17 protein-coding genes and 1 pseudogene are annotated in these 18,950 nt (G+C 67.4%); 5 read left to right on the forward strand and 13 right to left on the reverse strand.

Annotated features, from left to right (window positions below; translation table 11 throughout):
* Positions 1–71: 71 nt before the first annotated feature.
* The 6 genes and pseudogenes from ABE424_RS08730 to ABE424_RS08755 form a co-directional block, all read right to left on the reverse strand.
* Positions 72–746, reverse strand: a complete 675-nt coding sequence (locus ABE424_RS08730) for a rhomboid family intramembrane serine protease (protein ID WP_346478745.1) — start codon at positions 744–746, stop codon at positions 72–74.
* Positions 747–835: 89 nt separating this feature from the next.
* Positions 836–1,186: an MGMT family protein gene (locus ABE424_RS08735; RefSeq protein WP_346491943.1), complete on the reverse strand. Its 351-nt coding sequence runs from the start codon at positions 1,184–1,186 to the stop codon at positions 836–838.
* Positions 1,187–1,197: 11 nt separating this feature from the next.
* Entirely contained in the window at positions 1,198–2,118 is a 921-nt protein-coding gene (locus tag ABE424_RS08740) for a DMT family transporter (RefSeq protein WP_346491896.1), read from the reverse strand.
* 205 nt (positions 2,119–2,323) lie between these two features.
* Complete coding sequence (gene gorA, locus ABE424_RS08745; protein WP_346491895.1) at positions 2,324–3,679, reverse strand: glutathione-disulfide reductase; 1,356 nt, start codon at positions 3,677–3,679, stop codon at positions 2,324–2,326.
* Positions 3,676–5,024 (reverse strand): annotated as a pseudogene (locus tag ABE424_RS08750) (DUF418 domain-containing protein); the annotation flags it as partial. The pseudogene ABE424_RS08750 and the gene gorA, both read right to left, overlap by 4 nt.
* A 140-nt stretch (positions 5,025–5,164) precedes the next feature.
* Positions 5,165–5,644 (reverse strand): peptidylprolyl isomerase, encoded by a 480-nt coding sequence (locus ABE424_RS08755; RefSeq protein ID WP_088433264.1) that lies wholly within the window; start codon positions 5,642–5,644, stop codon positions 5,165–5,167.
* A 111-nt stretch (positions 5,645–5,755) separates the two neighbouring features.
* Here ABE424_RS08755 and ABE424_RS08760 point away from each other — a divergent pair, with 111 nt between their 5' ends.
* The 3 genes from ABE424_RS08760 (at position 5,756) to ABE424_RS08770 (ending at position 8,788) form a co-directional block, all read left to right on the forward strand.
* The gene (locus tag ABE424_RS08760) at positions 5,756–6,295 is read left to right on the forward strand and encodes a C40 family peptidase (protein WP_346491894.1); all 540 of its coding nucleotides are present in this window, start codon (positions 5,756–5,758) and stop codon (positions 6,293–6,295) included.
* Positions 6,296–6,441: 146 nt separating this feature from the next.
* Positions 6,442–7,203 (forward strand): C40 family peptidase, encoded by a 762-nt coding sequence (locus ABE424_RS08765; RefSeq protein ID WP_346478758.1) that lies wholly within the window; start codon positions 6,442–6,444, stop codon positions 7,201–7,203.
* A 247-nt stretch (positions 7,204–7,450) separates the two neighbouring features.
* Positions 7,451–8,788: a sigma-54 dependent transcriptional regulator gene (locus ABE424_RS08770; RefSeq protein WP_346491893.1), complete on the forward strand. Its 1,338-nt coding sequence runs from the start codon at positions 7,451–7,453 to the stop codon at positions 8,786–8,788.
* 31 nt (positions 8,789–8,819) lie between these two features.
* Here ABE424_RS08770 and ABE424_RS08775 read toward each other — a convergent pair whose 3' ends face one another.
* From ABE424_RS08775 to ABE424_RS08805, 7 genes are all read right to left on the reverse strand, one after another.
* Positions 8,820–10,163, reverse strand: coding sequence for a hypothetical protein (locus ABE424_RS08775; protein ID WP_346491892.1), 1,344 nt, complete (start codon positions 10,161–10,163; stop codon positions 8,820–8,822).
* Positions 10,164–10,211: 48 nt separating this feature from the next.
* On the reverse strand, positions 10,212–10,976 hold the full coding sequence (locus ABE424_RS08780; RefSeq protein WP_346490111.1) for a hypothetical protein: 765 nt from the start codon (positions 10,974–10,976) through the stop codon (positions 10,212–10,214).
* Positions 10,977–10,985: 9 nt separating this feature from the next.
* Positions 10,986–11,672, reverse strand: coding sequence for a C39 family peptidase (locus ABE424_RS08785; protein WP_176989521.1), 687 nt, complete (start codon positions 11,670–11,672; stop codon positions 10,986–10,988).
* Between the two features lie 156 nt (positions 11,673–11,828).
* Positions 11,829–13,289: an adhesin gene (locus tag ABE424_RS08790; RefSeq protein ID WP_346491891.1), complete on the reverse strand. Its 1,461-nt coding sequence runs from the start codon at positions 13,287–13,289 to the stop codon at positions 11,829–11,831.
* Between the two features lie 56 nt (positions 13,290–13,345).
* Positions 13,346–13,984: a hypothetical protein gene (locus tag ABE424_RS08795; protein ID WP_346478735.1), complete on the reverse strand. Its 639-nt coding sequence runs from the start codon at positions 13,982–13,984 to the stop codon at positions 13,346–13,348.
* Positions 13,981–14,511 carry a hypothetical protein gene (locus tag ABE424_RS08800; protein ID WP_346491890.1) on the reverse strand — a complete coding sequence of 177 codons (531 nt, stop codon included), beginning with the start codon at positions 14,509–14,511 and terminating at the stop codon, positions 13,981–13,983. The genes ABE424_RS08795 and ABE424_RS08800 overlap by 4 nt, the downstream gene beginning before the upstream one ends.
* Positions 14,512–15,164: 653 nt before the next feature.
* Positions 15,165–16,493, reverse strand: coding sequence for a dicarboxylate/amino acid:cation symporter (locus ABE424_RS08805; protein ID WP_176989255.1), 1,329 nt, complete (start codon positions 16,491–16,493; stop codon positions 15,165–15,167).
* A gap of 149 nt (positions 16,494–16,642) precedes the next feature.
* On the opposite strand from ABE424_RS08805, the gene ABE424_RS08810 reads away from it, so the two are divergent.
* Positions 16,643–18,355: an alkaline phosphatase gene (locus ABE424_RS08810; RefSeq protein WP_346491889.1), complete on the forward strand. Its 1,713-nt coding sequence runs from the start codon at positions 16,643–16,645 to the stop codon at positions 18,353–18,355.
* Positions 18,355–18,915, forward strand: a complete 561-nt coding sequence (locus ABE424_RS08815) for a WG repeat-containing protein (protein ID WP_346491888.1) — start codon at positions 18,355–18,357, stop codon at positions 18,913–18,915. Before ABE424_RS08810 ends, ABE424_RS08815 begins: the two co-directional genes overlap by 1 nt.
* Positions 18,916–18,950 lie beyond the last annotated feature (35 nt).

Below are 18,950 nucleotides of genomic sequence, written 5' to 3' on the forward strand. Positions count from 1 at the left end.
AAAAAGGGCGCCCACGGGGCGCCCTTTTTTTTAATGGGGACGGAGGTGGTTATTAACCACCTCCGTCCCTGTTATTTGATGCTGCGCAGGTGGTTGGGGCGCTTCGGAGGTCCCGGTGGACGCCGGTTGTTGAACGGCGGTTGGCCGCGCCAGTAGCGGATCAACAGCCAGCCGAACAGCATGCCGCCCAGGTGGGCGAAGTGGGCCACGCCCGGCTGCCAGCCGGTGGCGCCCAGCATCAGTTCCATCGCGCCGAAGACGATCACGAAGGTACGTGCCTTCATCGGGATCGGCGGGAACAGCAGCATCACCCGCTGGTTCGGGAACAGCATGCCGTAGGCCAGCAACAGGCCGAACACGCCACCGGAAGCGCCCAGCACCGTGGCCGGGTCGGCCAGCATCATCCCGACCAGCAGCTGGCACAGGCCGGCACCGGCCACGCACACCAGGTAATAGGTCAGGAAGCGCTTTTCGCCCCAGGTCTGTTCCAGCGGCGCCCCGAACATGAAGAGCGCGAGCATGTTGAAGAACAGATGGCCGAAGCTGCCATGCAGGAAGCCATAGGTGAGCAGCTGCCAGGGCTGGAAGTTGCCACCGGGCGAGAACGGATCGAAACCGCCGCCCAGAGGTTGCAGCATGAAGGGCTCGAACGTGGCATTGCCGAGCAGGAACGGCTGCTGCAGCAGGAACAGCAGGACGTTGGCGATCAACAACGCTTTGGTGACGGTAGGCAGTCGCGGAAACATGGGGGCATCCTTTGGAACTGCGCCCATCATAGCCGCAGCACCCGACCGCACGCTGCGCGCCAGCGCGCCTGTTCAACGCCCAGGCAGTGTCAGCCCGGTCCCCACAGGGCGGCATCCAGATCGTCCGCGCCGGCCGCCGGCATGCCCTTGACCCGCCCCCGCTCGATCGCCACGCCCTCGGCGCGCAGCCGCTGGCTCTGTTCCTTCCAGCCGGCCGAGCCTTCCGGCATCGCGATGCGCCCGTCCGAGCGCAGCACGCGGTGCCATGGCAGTTCCGGGTCGTCATTCATGCCCAGCACGCGCGCGGTCAGCCGCGCCCTGCCCGGCAGCCCCGCCTTGGCGGCGACCTGGCCATAGCCCATCACCTGCCCGCGCGGGATCGCGCGGATCACCGCCAGGATGCGCGCACGCGCCTGTGCCGCCGGGTCATCGCCGATCATCGCGGCCGCGTTCACGCGCGGACCCGGCTGACCAGCAGCACGCCGAGCAGGACCAGCGCCGTGCCGAGGATCTGCCACGGCCCCATGGGTTCGTCGAGCAGCCATAGACTCATCACGATGGTGGAGACTGGACCGAGCATACCCACCTGCGCGGCCAGCGACGAGCCGATCCGCTTCACCGCGAGCATGATCGCCATCACCGGCAGGACCGTGCACAGCGTCGCGTTGATCAGCGAGAGCCAGTACACCGGCACCGGTGCCTGGCCCAGCGCCGACATCGGATGCAGCACCGCGAAGTGCAGCACGCACAGCACGCAGGCCACGCAGCTGGCATAGGCGGTCAGCCGGATGGCACCGATCCGCGCCACCACCTGGCCACTGCCGAACAGATACAACGCATAGCTCAGCGCACTGGCGAACACCAGCGCGCTGCCCAGCACGATGCGCCCGCCTTCCAGCTGCAGGTCATGGCCGAAGGCCAGCAGTACGCCGAGATAGCTGAGCACCAGTGCGGCGACCTGCCAGCGCCCGGGGCGTTTTTTCAGCAGCACCAGGCTGATCAGCAGGACCAGCGTCGGGTTCAAGTACAGGATCAGCCGTTCCAGGGTAACGCTGATGTACTGCAGGCCCTGGAAGTCCAGCAGGCTGGACAGGTAATAGCCGGTCAAACCCAGCCACACCACCCGCCCGCGATCGCCCCATGACAGCGCCGGCGCGCGCCGCGCGGACCAGACGGCCAGCAGGGCGAACAGCGGGAAGGCCATCAACATCCGCAGCGCCAGCAGCGTGGTGGCATCCACGCCATGCCGATACGCCAGCTTGACGATGACCGCCTTGCCCGAGGCGGCAATGGCGCCGATCGCGGCCAAGGCGATGCCGCCGGCGGCGATGCGGCTGGAGGACGTGGGCAGCGGGGAAACGGGTGACGACATCAGGACGGCGGACAGCCGCACGGAGGCGGCTGGGCAGCGGGGGAACTGGAATTGTCGCATGCTCGACACCCACGGATACCAGGCGGGTGGAGCAGCCCCCTTGAGTCAAGGGGGCGCGCCGACAGGCGCGGGGATGTGGGTGATGGTGAGGCGGGGCCCAAGGATTGCATCGCAAACCTTGGGAGCGATGCGCGAATGCGCGTTGCTACCGCATCAGTACGACTTCTTCTGCGGAGGTCGGATGGATCGCCACGGTGTCGTCGAACTGGGCCTTGGTCACGCCCATCTTCACCGCCAGCGCGAACCCCTGCAGGATTTCATCCGCCGCCTCGCCGAGCAGGTGCACACCGACCACCCGCTCCTCTTCGCCCACGCAGACCAGTTTGAACAGGCTGCGCTGGGTGCCATCGGCCAGCGCCTGCAGCATCGGGCGGAAATTGCTGCGGTACACGCGGACGTCGCCGTACCTCGCGCAGGCCTCTTCTTCGCTCAGCCCCACCGCGCCCAGCGCCGGGTGCGAGAACACCACGCTGGCCACGTGCTCATAGTCCATCTTCGCCTGCGGTTGGCCGCCGAACAGGCGGTCCATCAGCTTGCGCGCGGCGGCGATCGCGACCGGGGTCAGGCCCACCTTCCCGGCGATATCGCCCACGGCATGAATGCTCGGCACCGCGGTGGTCTGCCACTCGTCGACCTCCACCTCGCCCTTGTCACCCACCACCACGCCCACCGCTTCCAGCCCCAGATCGGCACTGTTGCCGCGTCGGCCGGTGGCGAAGAACACGGCATCGAAGTGACCGTCGGCGGGCCCGTCATGGCCGAGCGCGACCACGGCCTCGCCGTCACGCTGCAGCTCGCGCAGGCGATAGCCGAAGTGGACCTGCACGCCCTGATGCCGCAGGTTTTCGGCAAGCTGCGCGGTGAGTTCCGCATCGAAACGCTCCAGCAGGCGCTCACCCCGCACCAGCAGGCTCACGCGGCTGCCCAGCGCCTGCAGCAGCCCGGCCAGTTCCACCGCGATGTAGCCGCCGCCGACGATCGCGACCCGCGCCGGCGCGCTGCACAGGTTGAAGAAATCATCGGAGACCAGCCCCAGTCCGGCACCGGGAATATCGGGGCGCTGCGGATGTGCGCCGGTCGCGATCAGGAGGTGCGCGGCACTGATGCGCACGCCATCGCTGCATTCCACCGTGTGCGCATCGACCAGCCGACCGCGGCGCGGCACGCGCACTACCTTGTTTTCATCCAGGCGCTTGAGATAGCTGGCATGGATGTTGGCGATGTAGGCCTGGCGATGCACCACCAGTTCCTTCCAGTCCAGCGACGGGCGCACCGGGACATCGAAGCCCATCGCCGCGGCCAGGCCGATCCGCCCGGACAGATCGGCGGCCAGCCACATCGCCTTCTTCGGCACGCAGCCGACGTTGACGCAGGTGCCGCCGAGTTCACCCGGCTCCAGCATCGCCACCCGCTGGCCGTGCTGCGCCGCGCGGAAGGCCGCGGCCAGGCCGCCGGAACCACCGCCCAGCACGATCAGGTCATAGTCGTATTGCGTCGTCATTGGCATCGCTCAACTCGGTAAGGGGCAGGATCAAACGCCGGCGTGCGTCGTTGATCAGGTCTGCCATCAACGGGCCGGTGCCGACGCTCATGCGCATCTCCAGCATGCCACGACCGGCCGCGATCCAGACGTGAGGGGACGTGGCGCCGCCGTGTCAGGCCCGACGCAGCGGCGGCCACTGCAGATAGGTCATCGCGCGCCAGATCCACTCCAGCGGACCAAAGCGGAAATATCGCAGCCACGCATGGCTGATCGCGACCTGCACCGCGAACAGTGCCAGCGCGAACGGGATCTGCCACAGCCGCGGCATCGTCTCGAACGCCCCCAGTCCGTAGCCGTAGAACACCCAGGTGCAGACCAGCGACTGGCCGATGTAATGGGTCAGCGCCATCCGCCCCATCGGTGCCAGCAGCTGCAGGCGCGCGCGCCAGTGCACGATCCAGGCCAGATACCCCAGGCACATCAGCAATCCGGCCAGCGCACTGATCGCATACGCTGCGCCACCGGGCAGATCCAGGGTGCCGGGCGCCTGGTAGGGGTGCCAGATCGCACTGCCCAGCATCAGTGCCAGCCCGCTCGGCAGCGCAACCCAGCGCAGCCGTGCATACAGCCGCGCGAAACGCTCCGGCTCGGCCAGCGCGCCGCTGCGGGCGAACCAGCTGCCGATCAGGAACATGCCCAGTACTTCCGGGCCGATGACGAAGATCCCGGACAGCATCGCGCCCAGATCACGCAGGCGCTGACCCACGGCCTGCGCCCAGCTGCCGTGCGCGTAGGCCTGACGCTGCAGTTCGATCGTCTGTTCGGCCTGTGCCATGGCTTCGCGCAGCGGCGCTTGGGTATGCTCCATGCTGGCCATCCAGCTCATCAAGGCACCCAGCACCATCACCAGGGCGGCCGCGCCCAGGTAGCTGATCGCGCCCATCGCCGGCAGCCAGCTGCGCGGCGCCTCGCGGCAGGCCAGCAACAGCACTGAGATCAGCGCATAGATGACCAGGATGTCGCCCGACCACACCAGCAGCGCGTGGCACAGGCCGATCAGCAGCAGCGCCGCGCTGCGGCGCAGATAGAACGGCGCGAACGCGCGGCCGGCGAGATCGGCGCGCTGCGCCATCACCGAGAACCCCGCGCCGAACAGCAGCGAGAACAGGGTGAAGAACTTGCCCTGGACCAGCACGTAGATGGCTGCGTCGGCCCAGTAGTCGGCGCCCTGCCAATGCGGATCGATGCCGGTGAACGACAGATCCAGCGGACTGCTGAACGCCTCCATGTTCATCAGCAGGATGCCCAGCAGCGCGAACCCGCGCAGGATGTCGATGACGGCGATGCGCTCGTGGGCGCCCACCGGCTGCAAAGGAGAAGAAGCTGCGTTCACAGGCAATCCGCTGACCAGGTCCGCCATTATGCCGTGCGCGCGCGGGCCTGCCGCACAAACGAAAACGGCCCGCCGAAGCGGGCCGTTGGATCAACGAAGGGTCACCGCACTCAGTGCTGGTGGCCGCCGTCGCCGTGCACGTGGCCGTGCTCGATTTCTTCCTTGCTGGCTTCGCGGACGTCAACGATCTCGACGTTGAAGTGCAGGTCCTTGCCGGCCATCGGATGGTTCAGGTCGACGTCGACCACGCTCATGCCGACCTTCTCGACGGTGACCGCACGCGGGCCGAAGTTGGTCTGCAGCACGACCTGCTGGCCCGGGACCAGCTTGCTGGTGCCGAAGTGCTTCTTGGGCACGCGCTGGGTCAGGCCTTCGCGGCGCTCGCCGTAGGCGTCGGTCGCCTTGACGTCCACTTCGAAGGTGGCACCGGCTTCCTTGTCCATCATGGCGTTTTCCAGGCCCGGGATGATGTTGCCGTGGCCGATCAGGATCGCCAGCGGATCACGGTCCTTGGAGCTCTCGATCGGCTCCTGGCCCTGCTCGGCGACGGTGTAATGGAAACGGACGACGCGGTCTTTTTCGATCTTCATGCGCAACTCTGGTCTGGAGACTGCCGAGGGCAGACGGGTGAGGCGGGTTGTGGCCTGCCGGATACGCCGCCATCATGACGGCCTTCTAAGGTCGCGCATTATCCGGACAACATGCACATGACGCCAGTTTCGCGCCTGACCCGCCTGCCCGGCCAGCTGGCCCTGCTGGCGATCATCGCCCTGCTGAGCGCCTGCGGCGGCGGCAAGACCACCCGCCCGGCCCCGCCGCCCGCCTCGACCCAGGTCTGGCCCAGCGTGGCCCCGAACGATCCGCAGGCCGCCAACGCCGTGCTGATGCGCGCGATCGGCCTGGTCGGCACGCCCTACCGCTACGGCGGCAACACCCCCGAATCCGGTTTCGACTGCAGCGGGCTGGTCGCGTACGTGTACCGCGAGATGCTCGACCTGCGCCTGCCGCGCACCTCGCGCGATCTGGCCGCCGTGCAGGGGCCGAAGATAGATCCCAAACGCCTGGCGCCCGGCGATCTGGTGTTTTTCGGCAACAAGGGCAACGTCTTCCATGTCGGCATCTATGTCGGGGAAGGCCGCTTCGTGCACGCCCCCAGCACCGGCGGCACGGTGCGGCTGGACTCGCTCGGCGGCCCCTATTGGAAAGACCACTACACGGGAGCGAAACGCGTCCTTAACTAAGCTGAACAGGGGTAACGTCCAAATTTGTGACCGAAGTCACGTAGTTGTAAACGAAAAATTAACGAAATTTGTACCTAATCACTGCGCTTACACGGCATCATCACCCATCGTTTTTATTCAGTGACCGCCGCGTGACGACAGACGACCTGACGTGCAAAGGCCAGACCGCCGCAACCCGGCGACGCGCCCGACCTGCTTTCCTCGCTGCAGCACTCTGCCTGGCCAGCCTTCCGGCCTGGGCGCAGTCCGCACCGACGACCGCTCCCGAGGTTGCTGCATCCCCCGTCACTGTCACCCCTGATTCTTCCGCGCCGGCCAAGCCCAAGGCTGATGCGCCGGCCCGCAGCAAGGCCGATGCCGCTGCCAGCGCCACCCTCGCCGCCCTGCTTCCGCACCTGGCGGCCAACGACACCATCCCGCTCATGGACCGCTCGGCGATGTTCGCCGGCGATCTGAGCCGCCTGCTCGCCAATTACGACGCCAGCACCGGCGCCACTGCCGTGGTCGGCGACGCCGCCGACAACGGCAAGGTCCAGTCCCTGCTGCGCCGTGCGATGACCCTGCTCGGCACGCCGTACCGCTGGGGCGGCACCTCGCCGGACAGCGGTTTCGACTGCAGTGGCCTGGTCGGCTATGTGTTCCGGACCGCGCTGGGCGTCGAACTGCCGCGCGTTTCCCGCGAGATGGCCCATGACGGCGCTGCCGAACTGATCAATGACCGCAACGCGCTGGCGGCCGGCGACCTGGTGTTCTTCGGCCGCAAGGGCCGGGTCGACCATGTCGGCATCTATGTCGGCGAAGGCCGCTTCCTGCATGCCCCGAGCACCGGCAAGGACGTCCGCGTCGACAGCCTGGTCAGCGGCTACTGGGGCGGCAAGTTCATGCAGGCCCGCCGCGTCGACCTCTGACGCGCCCTGCTGAACCGCCCGATCGAAGGCCGCTGCCCTGCAGCGGCCTTTTTCGTCGGGCGACCGGCACTGGCCGCTGACCGGCCCAACCCGCGTTCCCTTCTCTGTCACCGCCGTTTTCCCGGCCGGCGACGCGCCCGGCGCTTGTGCACCGTGGCGGGGGACGGACCCGGACGTGGGGCGGCACGTCCGTGGCAACCGATCAGGCAGCAGACACCGCCCGCGATCCTCGTCGACAAGGTGACGCATGGCGGCTGTCCCCGATTTTCCTGCCCGGTGTGTGATCTGGTTTGGGCACCCCCTCACGCTTGAACGGGCGACCCTCGCTGCGGCCGGTTGGCAGGTCCGCGGCGTGGCCCCCGAACAGTGCGCCGGCATCGGCATGCGCGGCAGCGACCAGATCGTGGGCCTGCTGGACCTGCGCACCGCGGTCCCGGCCAACCTGGCCCATCTCCAGCAGTTGCTGGTCGACCACCGCCACATGAGCCTGCTGGCCCTGTTGCCGGCCGCCCCCCTGCGCGCCTCGCCGGTGCTGGACGCGCTGCTCGCTGCCTGCGTGGATACTTACACCGCGCCGATCGACCTGCCGCGGGTCGTGCAGCGGCTGCAGCAACTGGCGGGCGCGGACCCGCTGCCCGCCAAACATGGCCCGCAGTCCCTGATCGGCGACAGCGCCGTGCTGCAGGTGACCCGCGCGGCGATCCGCAAGTACGCGCCGGTGGACCTGCCGGTGCTGATCACCGGCGAAACCGGCACCGGCAAGGAGCTGGCTGCCCAGGCGCTGCATGCGCTGTCGGCACGCCACGCGCGCCCGTTCCTGGCGGTGAACTGCGGCGCCATCCCGGCCGCGCTGGTGCAGTCCGAGCTGTTCGGCCACGAGCGCGGCGCCTTCACCGGTGCGGCCACGCGGCGCCTGGGCCTGTTCGAATCGGCCAGTGGCGGCACCGTGTTCCTCGACGAAATCGGCGACCTGCCGCTGGATGCGCAGACCAACCTGCTGCGCGTGCTGCAGGAGGGGACGGTCGAGCGCATCGGCAGCAATCGGCCGCTGAAGGTGGACGTGCGCGTGCTCGCCGCCACCCACGTGGACCTTGAGAAGGCGGTCGAACAGGGCCACTTCCGTCGCGACCTGTTCTACCGGCTCAATGTGCTGCGCCTGCCCCTTCCGACCCTGCGCGAGCGCGGCAGCGACATCGCGCTGCTGGCCCACCACTTCCTCGCCAGCTTCCGGCACCGGCACGTCACCCGTGCGCGCGGCTTCACCGCCGAGGCGATCCAGGCGCTGGAATGCTTCGCCTGGCCGGGCAATGTGCGCGAGCTGCTCAACCGGGTGCAGCGTGCGGCGATCGTCAGCGATGCCGAGCTCATCAGCGCGGCCGACCTGGAGCTGAGCCAACCGCTGCTGCCCACCGCCGAGCGTGGCCTGCAGGGGGCAAAGCAGGTCGCCGAACGCGAGACCCTGCTGCATGCGCTGCGCCAGAGCGATTTCAACATCACCGCCTGCGCCCGCCACATGCAGGTCTCGCGGGTGACGGTCTACCGGCTGTGCCGCAAGCACCAGCTCGCGCTGCCCGAACTGCGCTGACGCCGACCGTACAGCGTGTGAGCAGTCGCGCTCACAAGCTGTACGGCACCTTGAAGGCCAGGGTGAAGTCCGGTGCGTCCGGGGTCAGGCCGATGCCGAGCAGGCTCACCAGGGTGGTCTTCTGGTTGAGGGCATAGGTGATGCCCAGGTTGAGCGTGCCCGCGTTGGCATCGCTGCCGATCACCTTGAGCCACTGGCCATTCTTGTAGCGGGTGGAGGCGCGCGCGCTCAGCTTGTCGCTGAAGGAGATGCTCAGGCTGGTGCGCTCGTTGAACGCGAAGGCCACGCCGGCACCGAAGTAGTACGAGCCGCCGAGCTTCACGTCGCCCGGGTTGGTGGTGTCCGGGTTGGCGTCGATGTCGTCGAAACTGCGCGGGAAGGAATGGATGTAGCCGATGTTGGCGAACAGGATCGCCGGATCGGCGGTCTTCACCGCCGACAGGCCGACGTTGGCCTGCCACACCCCGTTGCCGGTGGGTTGCTGCTCGGGCACGGCGAAGCGGATGAAGTCATCGTCGTCGCGCTCGAGCACCTTCCAGTCCAGCCCGTACGGTGCACGCCCGGTCGGTGCGGTCGCGCCCACGGTCAGCACGGTTTCCGGCAACCGCCCACGTTCGGCGAACAGCCGGTAGTTGGCGCTCACGCCCACATCGCCGATGCCGTTGCCGGTGGTTTCTTCCTGCGCGATCGCCGCGGCCGAACCGCCGGCGCCGCCCTTCTGGAACACGGTCTTGCGCGCCAGATAGGGGACGTCCAGGTTCAAGGTCAGGCGTGGGCTGACGCCCCAGCGCGCGGCCAGGTTGTAGGTCAACGTGTCCGACTCGACATTCTCGATGGCGATGTTGCCCAGGAAGATCGCATCCAGCGCCAGGAAGCCGTTGAGGCTGAGCTGCTTGCGGTCATAGCGGGCGTAGGAGAGGCTGTTTTCCAGCGTGAAGCGGCGGCTGAAGAGCGCGGCCTGCTGCTGCTTGACGTCGTCCACGCTGCGCCGCGATTCCTGCTTCGCCTGCTGCGCTTCGGCCGCCGAGCTGGCATAGCCGTCGGCGCTGGCCGGTGCCGCGGGCGTGCCGGCCGGCAGTGCCTGTTGGGGTGAAGGTTCGGCACCGGCGACCGGTGCGGTCTTGCCGGTCAGTCGTGCCTGCATGGCCTGCACCTGCATGTCCAGTTCGCGCAGGCGTCGTACTTCCTGCGCGTAGTTGGCCTTGAGACTTTCCAGCTGCGCCATCAGCGCCTTGACGTCGGCCGCGTCATTCGGCGCCTTGACGTCGGCCGCGTCATTCGGCGCAGGTTGCTGCGCCTGTGCATGGGCGGACGCAGCCGCCATGAGTGCCAGCGCCGCCAGCGCCAGCGGTGTTGCGCGGATCATCGTGTGCATTGCCTTGGCCCACCGTTGTGTTGACGCTCCCCCTGCCGTGCCGATGGATCACTGGCCCGGCCCCATGCCTACCCCGCGTACCAGCGTCATCGCCTGCGCCACGTTCTGGTTGAGCGGAACGTTGTTGGCCAGCGACTGCCTCACGAGGTCGATCTGCAGCCGGTTGGTGACCGACTGTCCATCACTGCCCAGCGCGATGCTCTGGCCGACGCTGCCGTTGCGGATCCACTGCTGGACCGCACCGACACCCTCGATCTGCAGCTGCACCCTGGCGGTGTTGCCTTCCAGTTGTGCCAACGCACTGACACCGCCCTGCTGCACGCTGGCCAGGTGCGCGCCTTCGCCGGTGGGCGTGGGTGCGGTGCCTTCGCGTACGGTCAACTGGGTGGCGTTGCTGGCCAGGTTGCCGTCACCGGCGACCTGGATGCTCTGGCTCAGGCCGGCCACGTTCTGCAGCCCGCTGGACTCCACGCTGCGCCCGGGTGTCACCGGCAGCGGCGCATCGGCGGCGGTCACGCTCACGCTTGGTGCGAAGCTGATCTTCGGTGTGCTGCCGCCGTGGCTGAAGTCCATGCCCAGCTTCAGCGCGCTCTGCGCCGACTGCCCGCCGGCGGTCTGCCACTGCGAGACCATGGTGACGCCGAACCACGCCACGGTGTTGCCACCGACGGTGTAGCGGCCACGCATGAGGTTCAATTCCGGATCGGGGATCTCGCTCAATCCCTTGCCGGGCCGGCTGTCGTCGGCGTGCGCCGGCGCGATGCCCAGCAGCGCGAGCAACACGATGCCGGGCGTCCAGGTTGCGATGTTCATGGTGCCTCCTTAAAACAGATCGGCATGGGTGAATCCGAAGTCGACCAGTTCGGCATCGGTGATCGGTCCCTGCCTGGCATACAGCGAACGGGCACTCGGCCGTTCACCGGGCTGCAGCAGTACCGTGTTGCGATCGAAGTCACTGCCGATCACGACAAACACGGCGCGCGACGGCCACGCCTGGAGAAATTCGCTGACGGGAATGCTGCGGTTGCCCAGGATCGGGTCGGCTACATCCACCACATCGCCACGGACCTGTTTGAGGACCACGAAATGGCGGAAGCCCCGCACATCCATCAGCACCAGCCCGGGCACGCGCAGTGAGCGCAGGCGCTCTTCGTTGACGCGGTAGCCGCGGCCGCGCATGCCCATCGATTCGACGTAACGCTTGATGTCCAGCAGCGAGAAACCGCGCTGGTGGACCAGTTGTGGATCCGAAACCCCCATCATCCCTTCGATCACCGTGCCCTCATCCGCCTCCAGGTGGTAGGCGTAGCGCAGGATCGTGGCCAGCGCAGCCGCGCCACAGCTGTAATCGGTGTGTTGCCTCACCACGTTGCGGAAGCGCCGTTCCTGCATGCTTTCCACGCGCTGGGTGAGCACCGCCCCGTTGGGCAGCACGCCACTGAAGCCGACATCGCCGGCACGCACGAGACCCATCGGCATCATCAGCATCGACAGTGCCCAGGCCAGCATCCAGGTGCGCATTCGGGTGGACATCGTGTACTCCGGCTCAGGAAGGAGCCCCTGCCCCAAGGGGGAGAAGGGACAGGGGCTCCCGGGGAGCCCGGTCATTGGCGGATGACCGGGTTTGTTGCGCTCAACGCGTACTGCTTGCGAAAACGGACAGACTTACTGTTCCGGACCGCCGCCACCACCGCCGCCGGTGGAGGGCTGCGCAACCGCCAGGGCCAGACTGTTGGCCTGCAGGTTGCCGGTACCGGAGGCCACGTTCACCCCGATGTTGCCGGAGGCGCCGGAGAACGCACTGCCGGACAACGCCGCGGTATTGGTCGCATCCACGTTCACCCAGCGGGTGGTGGACACGGTGCCGCTCAGGCTCGCGTAGAGGTCGGCCACGCCCAGTTCAACGAACTGGCTGGTGCCGCGCTCATCGGTGTCGAACGCAATGCCGCCCACGCCCGGACGATTCGGGTTGGCGGTGGCATTCTGGATATCGCTATCCATGTCGATATGACCGGTTTCGCTGCCGCTCGGATGGTCCAGCGCGCCGCTCCAGGTATCCAGGTAGTAGTTGTCTTTCTGGTAGGCACTACCCGAGCCGCTGTAACGGCCTGCACCCACGGCCAACGTCGCACCGGCAACGCGACCACTGAGGTTCACGTCCACGGTGTCGGTCATCGACTGCAGGTAGCCGGCGTTGCTGACGGTGTTGCCGGAGGACACCTGGTTGGAGCTGATGCTCGAGGTCGCATAGGCGCTGGTGGCCACCGACGCAGCGAGCGCATTCTTCTGCTCGTTGTTGTTGCCGGAGGCGACGTTGGCGCCGATGTTGCCGGACGCGCCGCTGAAGGCATTGCCACCCAGGCCCGCGGCGTTGGTTACGCCGGAGTTGAGGGTGGTGTTGCCACCGCCGAACTGGTTGACGAAGACTTCCGCATCGGCCATGCCGAAGCTGAAGGACGCGTCCGCCGCGGACAGCGAAGCAGCGTTGTCCTGCGCGTTGTTGTCACCGGCGGCGACGTTGAAGCCCAGGTTGCCGGAGGCATCGGCACCGACGTCGTCGGCGATCGAGGCGCTGTTGGTCACCAGGCTGTTGCCAGCCAGGTTGTTGGTGACGGACTGGCGGTTGTCGATGACGGCGATGGCGGCCGAATCGATATCGATCGAGCCGGTGATTTCCGGATCACCCGAGAAGCGGATGTCCGAGCTCAGGCGCAGGTCTTTTTCGATGTTGACGTCAACACCGTGGTTGTTCTTTTCCTGGCGTTCGTCGGCCTGGATGCTGCTGGTCTTGTTGACGTTCTCGGTGACGTTGCGATTGCTGGTCACGTCGCGGTTGCTGGTGACGTTGGTGTTGCTCGTCACGTTGTCGTTGATGGTGGTGTTGGTGGTGCTGTTGTTGTTGCGGGTGTTGTTCCAGGTCCGGTTCCAGGTACGCGAATCGGTGTTGGTGTTCGTATTGGTTTCGGTGTTGGTATCGGTGTTGGTGTTGGTGCGCGTTTCAGCCACGTTGTGCAGGTGGTTGATGTTGGCGCTCTGGTTCTGGTTGTCGCGGTCATTGCCCCAGCCATTGGCGCCGGCGGAGGCGGATGCGGCGGCAACGGCGATGGCCAGTACGGTCCGTTTCATGTTGGTGTTCATGGTGCCCTCTCTCTCATCACAGACAATCGGGTGGATGTGACTACTCACGGGGTGGACTGCACCGAGATGCTCAGTTGGTTTGCGGTGGCGTTGCCGGATCCCGCGATCTGATTGAGTTGCAGGACGCCGTCGAATCCCTGCAGCGCGGAGGCTTCGACCGCCACCCTGCGAGTTCCGGCCGACCGACCGCTGTTGACGGCCCCCTGCCCCCCTGCTGACGCGAGCGCGCCCGACGCGGCCAAGGCCTCGTCGTTCGTTTCGCGTATGCCCTGTTGCGCCAGCGTGGCGGTGACGACGTTGAGCGTCGCGTTGCCGTTGCCGCTGGCCTGGTTGATCGATGCCACGCCTCGGGCGCCATTGAGTGCCTGGCCACCGAGCGTGGCGCTGGCGTCCATGGCGGTGTCGCTGAGGCTGACGTTGTTGGACTGCTGCTGGCGCGCGTCCACGGTGATGTGGGCATTGCGGCCGTTGGCGATGCCCATCAGGTTGGCCTGCTGGTTGAGATCACCGGCGGCCATGTTGACGGTGATGGCGCCATCGGCGCCGGCCAGCGTGCGCCCGTCGATGCGGCTCTGGTTGAGGTAGGAGAGCATCGCGGCGTAGTCGTTGCTCTGCTGGGCATGCACGGCCAGCGGAGCGAGCAGCAGGCAGCTGAGCAGGCTGGCGCGCAGGACGGTGTTCATTTGCCCGGCCCACCGGCAGGCTGGCCCAGCGGGAACTGCGCGAGTGCGCCGCGGACCTGGTCGCCGATGCCGCGCGTGGCGTTGCCGACCGCGCCCATGGGCCCGCCGATGGTGTTGCTGAACTGGCCGCTGGAGAGCATGCCGCTGTCGGTGGCTTTGCCCAGGGTGCTGTTGACGGTGTGGCCGGTGACGCGTTCGATCGTGGTGGCCCCGCGGGGAATGCCGGCCCCGGTATTGGAGCCGAGCGAGGCGTAGTCGTCGTCGCTGAGTTCGTCCATGCCGGTGGAGGTACCCAGGGCCTGGCCGACTTCGCGCCGCGGTGAGGGATCGGCGATGAGGGCCATGCCCGGCGGTGCGGGGCGGTAGGCGGGACGTGCGGAGACGTCACGCAGGAGGACGATTTCGCCGGGCTGGGCTTTGACGCCCTGGCGCGCGCCGGAGGCGTGGGCGGCGGCCGGCAGGATGAGTGCGGCGGCGAGCAGCCAGAGTGTGGTGTGTCGTATGCGGTATGCGGCAACGCTGTCCATGGCGACCTCCGATGACATGCGGAGGGATGGAGCAGCATTCGTGCCAAGTTCGGAACGCCTGTGTTTGCGGGGTTTCTGTGCGTTCGTGTTATCCGCACGCAACATTGCTGTTACAGGGGCGTTGGCGTTGGAGCGGATGAATGGGTTGGTGCGGTGATCACGTGGCGCTGACAGGTAGGCGCGGTGCGGGTGTATCACGGGTGTTACACCGGGTGATACAGGGGTTTACGGTGCGGATTCAGGGTGGTTGCCTGGCGCGCGCAACGCTTCAACTGTTCATTGGCGGGGCGGCCGGTGTGTCGAGCGCTGGGCCTCGCTACGCTTGTCGGCGAATGTCCCCCGGTACCGGCCTGCGGCCGTCCCCTCCTCCTTGATTTCGCCCACAAGCGCAGCGAGGCCCATCGTGTCCAGCCACTGGCGCCCCCCCTCAGCAAGCACAGGTTTGCAGTACGCCTAGCACCGCGCACGAGCCCCGAAGCGGCCGGTAGGCTCCTGGGCAAAATCAAGGAGGAGGCCGTCGCCGCCAGGCGGCGGCCGGGGGACATTTGCCGAGGGGCCTGCCGGTCGCTTCGGGGCGTAACGCTCGCGGCGACCCCAAGCGGAAAAAAAAGACCGGCTCTCGCCGGTCTTTGGGTGCTGCGTTGGTGCCTGCATCAGGACGTTCGTTCTTCGCCTTCATCCACGCCGAGGTTGGTCGATGGGTTGTCGTAGACCGCGCGGTCGAGCAGGCCGGTTTCCTTGGCGACGATGACCGGGACCAGCATCTGGCCGGTGACGTTCGTCATCGTGCGCATCATGTCGAGGATGCGGTCGATGGCGTAGAGGTAGCCGATGGTTTCCAGCGGGAGATTGGCGGCGCTGAGGACGACGGTCGCCATGACCACGGCGGTGCCGGGGACGCCGGCGGTGCCGAAGCTGCCCAGCACCGAGGCGATCAGTACGACGATGTACTGCTCGGGGGTGAGCGGGACGCCGGTGTACTGGGCGATGAAGACCGCGCACAGGGCGGGATAGATCGCGCCGCAGCCGTCCATCTTGATGCTGGCGCCCAAGGGAACGGCGAAGGAGGCATAGTCCTTGTTGACGCCGAGGTTGTGGGTGATCGAGCGCATCGCGGCAGGCATCGCGGCGAAGCTGGAGGAGCTGACGAAGGCGACCTGCATGCCGGGTGCGGCGCCGCGGAAGAATTTCAGCGGGTTCAGGCCATGCATGAGCAGCAGGCTGCCGTAGACCACCACGATGTGCACGGCGCAGGCGATGTACAGGGCGAGGACGAAGTTGCCGAGCGGCAGCAGTTTCTCGAAGCCGTAGCTGCCGACCAGGCCGGCGATCAGGCCGAAGGTGCCCAGTGGAGTGATCTCCAGCACGAAGCGGGTCACCTGGATCATGATCTCGCTCATCTGCCCGGTCAGCTTGCGTGCTTCGCTGACCTTGTCGCCCAGCTTGACCATGGCAAAGCCGAGCAGGCCGGCGAAGAAGATCACCGGCAGGATCGAGCCACGGCCCGCGGCGAGGACGGTTTCACCGGCGGCATTGATACGGGTGCCGATGCCGGTCAACGCGTAGAACACGTTGGAGGGCACGACATCCATCAGCACCTTGATCACGCTGGGCACTTCGCGCGGGGTGTAGCTGTGGTCCATGCTCAGGCTGAGCGCGCCGCTGCCGGGCTGCATGACGGTGCCGACGGCCAGGCCCACGCAGACCGCCAGCGCGGCGGTGATGATGAACCACAGGAAGGTGCGCCCGCCCAGGGCCGCCACGGACTTCTGCCCGTGCAGCGAGGAAATGGCGTTGATCACGGCGAAGAACACCAGCGGCACCGCGATCATCTTGATCAGGGTGACGTAGAGGTCGCCCAGGGGCCCGAACCAGGTTTCAGCGGCCGGCCCGAGCAGCCAGCCGGCCAGTGCGCCGAGGACGAAGCCGCCGAGGACCCGTTGCCAGAAGGGGATCCGCAACCAGGCAGAGACCAGCTTCATGCGCGTTCCAGAGGTAATTTGACAGCTAGGCACCTTAGCCCAAGCGGGGCCCTGGAACGAGGCGCGCACGGAAAATCAGCGTGTCATCGGCGTGCCTTGCGGCGTTCTGCATAATGAACGCCCGTTTCACATGTGAGATTTTCCTGTCCATGTCCCGTTTCACGCCTCTGGTGGCCGCCGTCACCACCCTGCTGCTCGGCGCCTGCGCCAGTACCGCTCCCTCCTCCAGCGCCTCTGCCGGCGCGGTCCAGGTCGATGTGCCGGCCATTGCCCACCCCGCCGGGGAGACCCCGCAGTGGTGGTACCGCAGCGGAGCGGCACGTGCGGCCAGTACCGGGGCGATGGACGGCAAGGCCAGGAACGTCATCCTGTTCCTGGGGGATGGGATGAGCCTGACCACAGTGGCGGCGGCGCGCATCTTCGAGGGCCAGCGCAACGGCCACCCGGGCGAGGAAAACCTCCTGTCCTGGGAGCGCTTCCCGGCCACGGCGTTCAGCAAGACCTACAACACCGATTCGCAGACGCCGGATTCGGCGGGCACGATGACGGCGATCACCACCGGCGTGAAGACCCACATGGGCGCCATCGGCGTGAGCGCAGGCACCCGCAATGACTGCGCCGACAGCCTGGACAAGGGGCTGTTGACCTGGCTGCAGCTGGCCGACAGCGCCGGCATGGCGACCGGCGTGGTCTCCACCGCGCGCCTGACCCATGCCACCCCGGCAGCGACCTATGCGCACTCCCCGGAGCGCAACTGGGAAAACGATACCGACGTGCCCGAGGAGGCCAAGGCTGCCGGCTGCCGCGATATCGCCCAGCAGCTGCTGTCGACCGCGCGCTTCGGGCGCGGCCCGCTGGTCGCCCTCGGCGGCGGCCGCGGCGAGTTCACCACCGTGGAAGAACGCGATCCGGAATACGACGACAAGGTCGGCCAGCGCCTGGATGGGCGCAGCCTGGTGACCGAGTGGCAGCAGGCCCACCCGCAGGGTGCGTATGTCTGGAACGCCACGCAGCTGCAGGCCGCCGCGAACGCACCGGCGATCCTCGGCCTGTTCGAGCCGGACCACATGCGTTACGAGGCCGAGCGCAAGGAGGATCCGGCCGGTGAGCCGAGTCTGGCCGAGCTGACCAAGGCGGCGATCGCCAACCTGTCGCGCCACCAGGAAGGCTATGTGCTGATGGTGGAAGGCGCGCGCATCGACCACGCCAATCACAGCGGCAATGCCTACCGCGCCCTGACCGACACGGTGGCGCTGTCCGATGCGGTGCGTGCCGCGGTCGAGGCGACCTCGGACCAGGAAACCCTGATCATCGTCACCGCCGACCACTCGCACACGCTGAACTTCGTCGGCTATCCGGCGCGTGGCAATCCGATCCTCGGCAAGGTGAAGGACAAGGGGGGCGAAGACGGCGCCGGCAAGCTGGAGCTGGCCCGCGATGGCCTGGGCCTGCCTTACACGACGCTGACCTACGCCAACGGCCCGGGCTACACCGGTGCCACCAACCAGCAGCCGATCGGGCCGAAGCGATATCCGCACAACCCGAGCAGCTTCGATCCGACCACCGGCCGGCCTGACCTCACCGCAGTGGATACCGAGCATCCCGATTACATGCAGGAAGCGCTGGTGCCGGCCAAGAGCGAATCCCATGGCGGCGAAGACGTGGGCATCTGGGCACGTGGCCCGGGCAGCAAGGCGGTGCGCGGCACGATGGAGCAGAACGCGATCTACCACATGATCGTGCAGGCCACCCCGCGCCTGCGCCAGCGCCTGTGCGAGGCCGGCACCTGCGACGCCAAGGGCGTGCCGGTGGAGCTGCCCAAGCCGACCGCGTTCGAGCGCCAGGCAGGCGATACGAAGTAATGCGTCTGCCTCTCCGCAACGCAACGCACAGGGGCCGCCATGAGCGGTCCCTGCTGCTGGTGGCCGGCCTGTTCGCCTCCGGCATCGCCTGGGGCGCCGACACCGGGTGCACCGCGCTCACCGAGGAAGACGGCCTGCAACCCTTGGCCGGGTGCCAGTGGGCCGACGGCCGTCTTGCGCTCGCGCCCAAGGCGTTGGCCTCGCTGTCCTACGATCAGGACGGGTTGGCGGCGGTCCATGCGGGCGGCGGATTCCATTATGTCCGCGCCGATGGCCGGCAGCTGCCGGTGATCACTTTCGACAACGGCCCGGACTATGTGGTGGAAGGGTTGGTGCGCGGCCGCGTCGGCGCGCGCATCGGCTACTTCGATACCGAGCTGCGTCAGGCCTTCCCGGCCACGTTCGATTTCGGCTGGGCCTTCGAAGACGGCGTGGCCCGCGTCTGCGAGGGCTGCCGGAAGGGGACGCCGGATGATCACGGCCATACCGCCATGGTCGGCGGCACCTGGTATCGCATCGACCGCCAGGGCCGCTCGGCAATGGACGCAGAGACGCCATGAAGGCTCCGCGTGGCATCGCCACCACGCAGCGCCGA

Source organism: Stenotrophomonas sp. TWI1149 (genome assembly GCF_039673155.1).
Taxonomy (GTDB): Bacteria; Pseudomonadota; Gammaproteobacteria; order Xanthomonadales; family Xanthomonadaceae; genus Stenotrophomonas; species Stenotrophomonas maltophilia_AA.

Coding starts and splice junctions, on each gene's coding strand:
- ABE424_RS08730 (WP_346478745.1), bottom strand. CDS start 746: ATGTTTCCGCGACTGCCTACCGTCACCAAAGCGTTGTTGATCGCCAAC.
- ABE424_RS08735 (WP_346491943.1), bottom strand. CDS start 1,186: ATGATCGGCGATGACCCGGCGGCACAGGCGCGTGCGCGCATCCTGGCG.
- ABE424_RS08740 (WP_346491896.1), bottom strand. CDS start 2,118: ATGTCGTCACCCGTTTCCCCGCTGCCCACGTCCTCCAGCCGCATCGCC.
- gorA (WP_346491895.1), bottom strand. CDS start 3,679: ATGACGACGCAATACGACTATGACCTGATCGTGCTGGGCGGTGGTTCC.
- ABE424_RS08755 (WP_088433264.1), bottom strand. CDS start 5,644: ATGAAGATCGAAAAAGACCGCGTCGTCCGTTTCCATTACACCGTCGCC.
- ABE424_RS08760 (WP_346491894.1), top strand. CDS start 5,756: ATGCACATGACGCCAGTTTCGCGCCTGACCCGCCTGCCCGGCCAGCTG.
- ABE424_RS08770 (WP_346491893.1), top strand. CDS start 7,451: ATGGCGGCTGTCCCCGATTTTCCTGCCCGGTGTGTGATCTGGTTTGGG.
- ABE424_RS08775 (WP_346491892.1), bottom strand. CDS start 10,163: ATGCACACGATGATCCGCGCAACACCGCTGGCGCTGGCGGCGCTGGCA.
- ABE424_RS08780 (WP_346490111.1), bottom strand. CDS start 10,976: ATGAACATCGCAACCTGGACGCCCGGCATCGTGTTGCTCGCGCTGCTG.
- ABE424_RS08785 (WP_176989521.1), bottom strand. CDS start 11,672: ATGCTGGCCTGGGCACTGTCGATGCTGATGATGCCGATGGGTCTCGTG.
- ABE424_RS08790 (WP_346491891.1), bottom strand. CDS start 13,289: ATGAAACGGACCGTACTGGCCATCGCCGTTGCCGCCGCATCCGCCTCC.
- ABE424_RS08795 (WP_346478735.1), bottom strand. CDS start 13,984: ATGAACACCGTCCTGCGCGCCAGCCTGCTCAGCTGCCTGCTGCTCGCT.
- ABE424_RS08800 (WP_346491890.1), bottom strand. CDS start 14,511: ATGGACAGCGTTGCCGCATACCGCATACGACACACCACACTCTGGCTG.
- ABE424_RS08805 (WP_176989255.1), bottom strand. CDS start 16,493: ATGAAGCTGGTCTCTGCCTGGTTGCGGATCCCCTTCTGGCAACGGGTC.
- ABE424_RS08810 (WP_346491889.1), top strand. CDS start 16,643: ATGTCCCGTTTCACGCCTCTGGTGGCCGCCGTCACCACCCTGCTGCTC.
- ABE424_RS08815 (WP_346491888.1), top strand. CDS start 18,355: ATGCGTCTGCCTCTCCGCAACGCAACGCACAGGGGCCGCCATGAGCGG.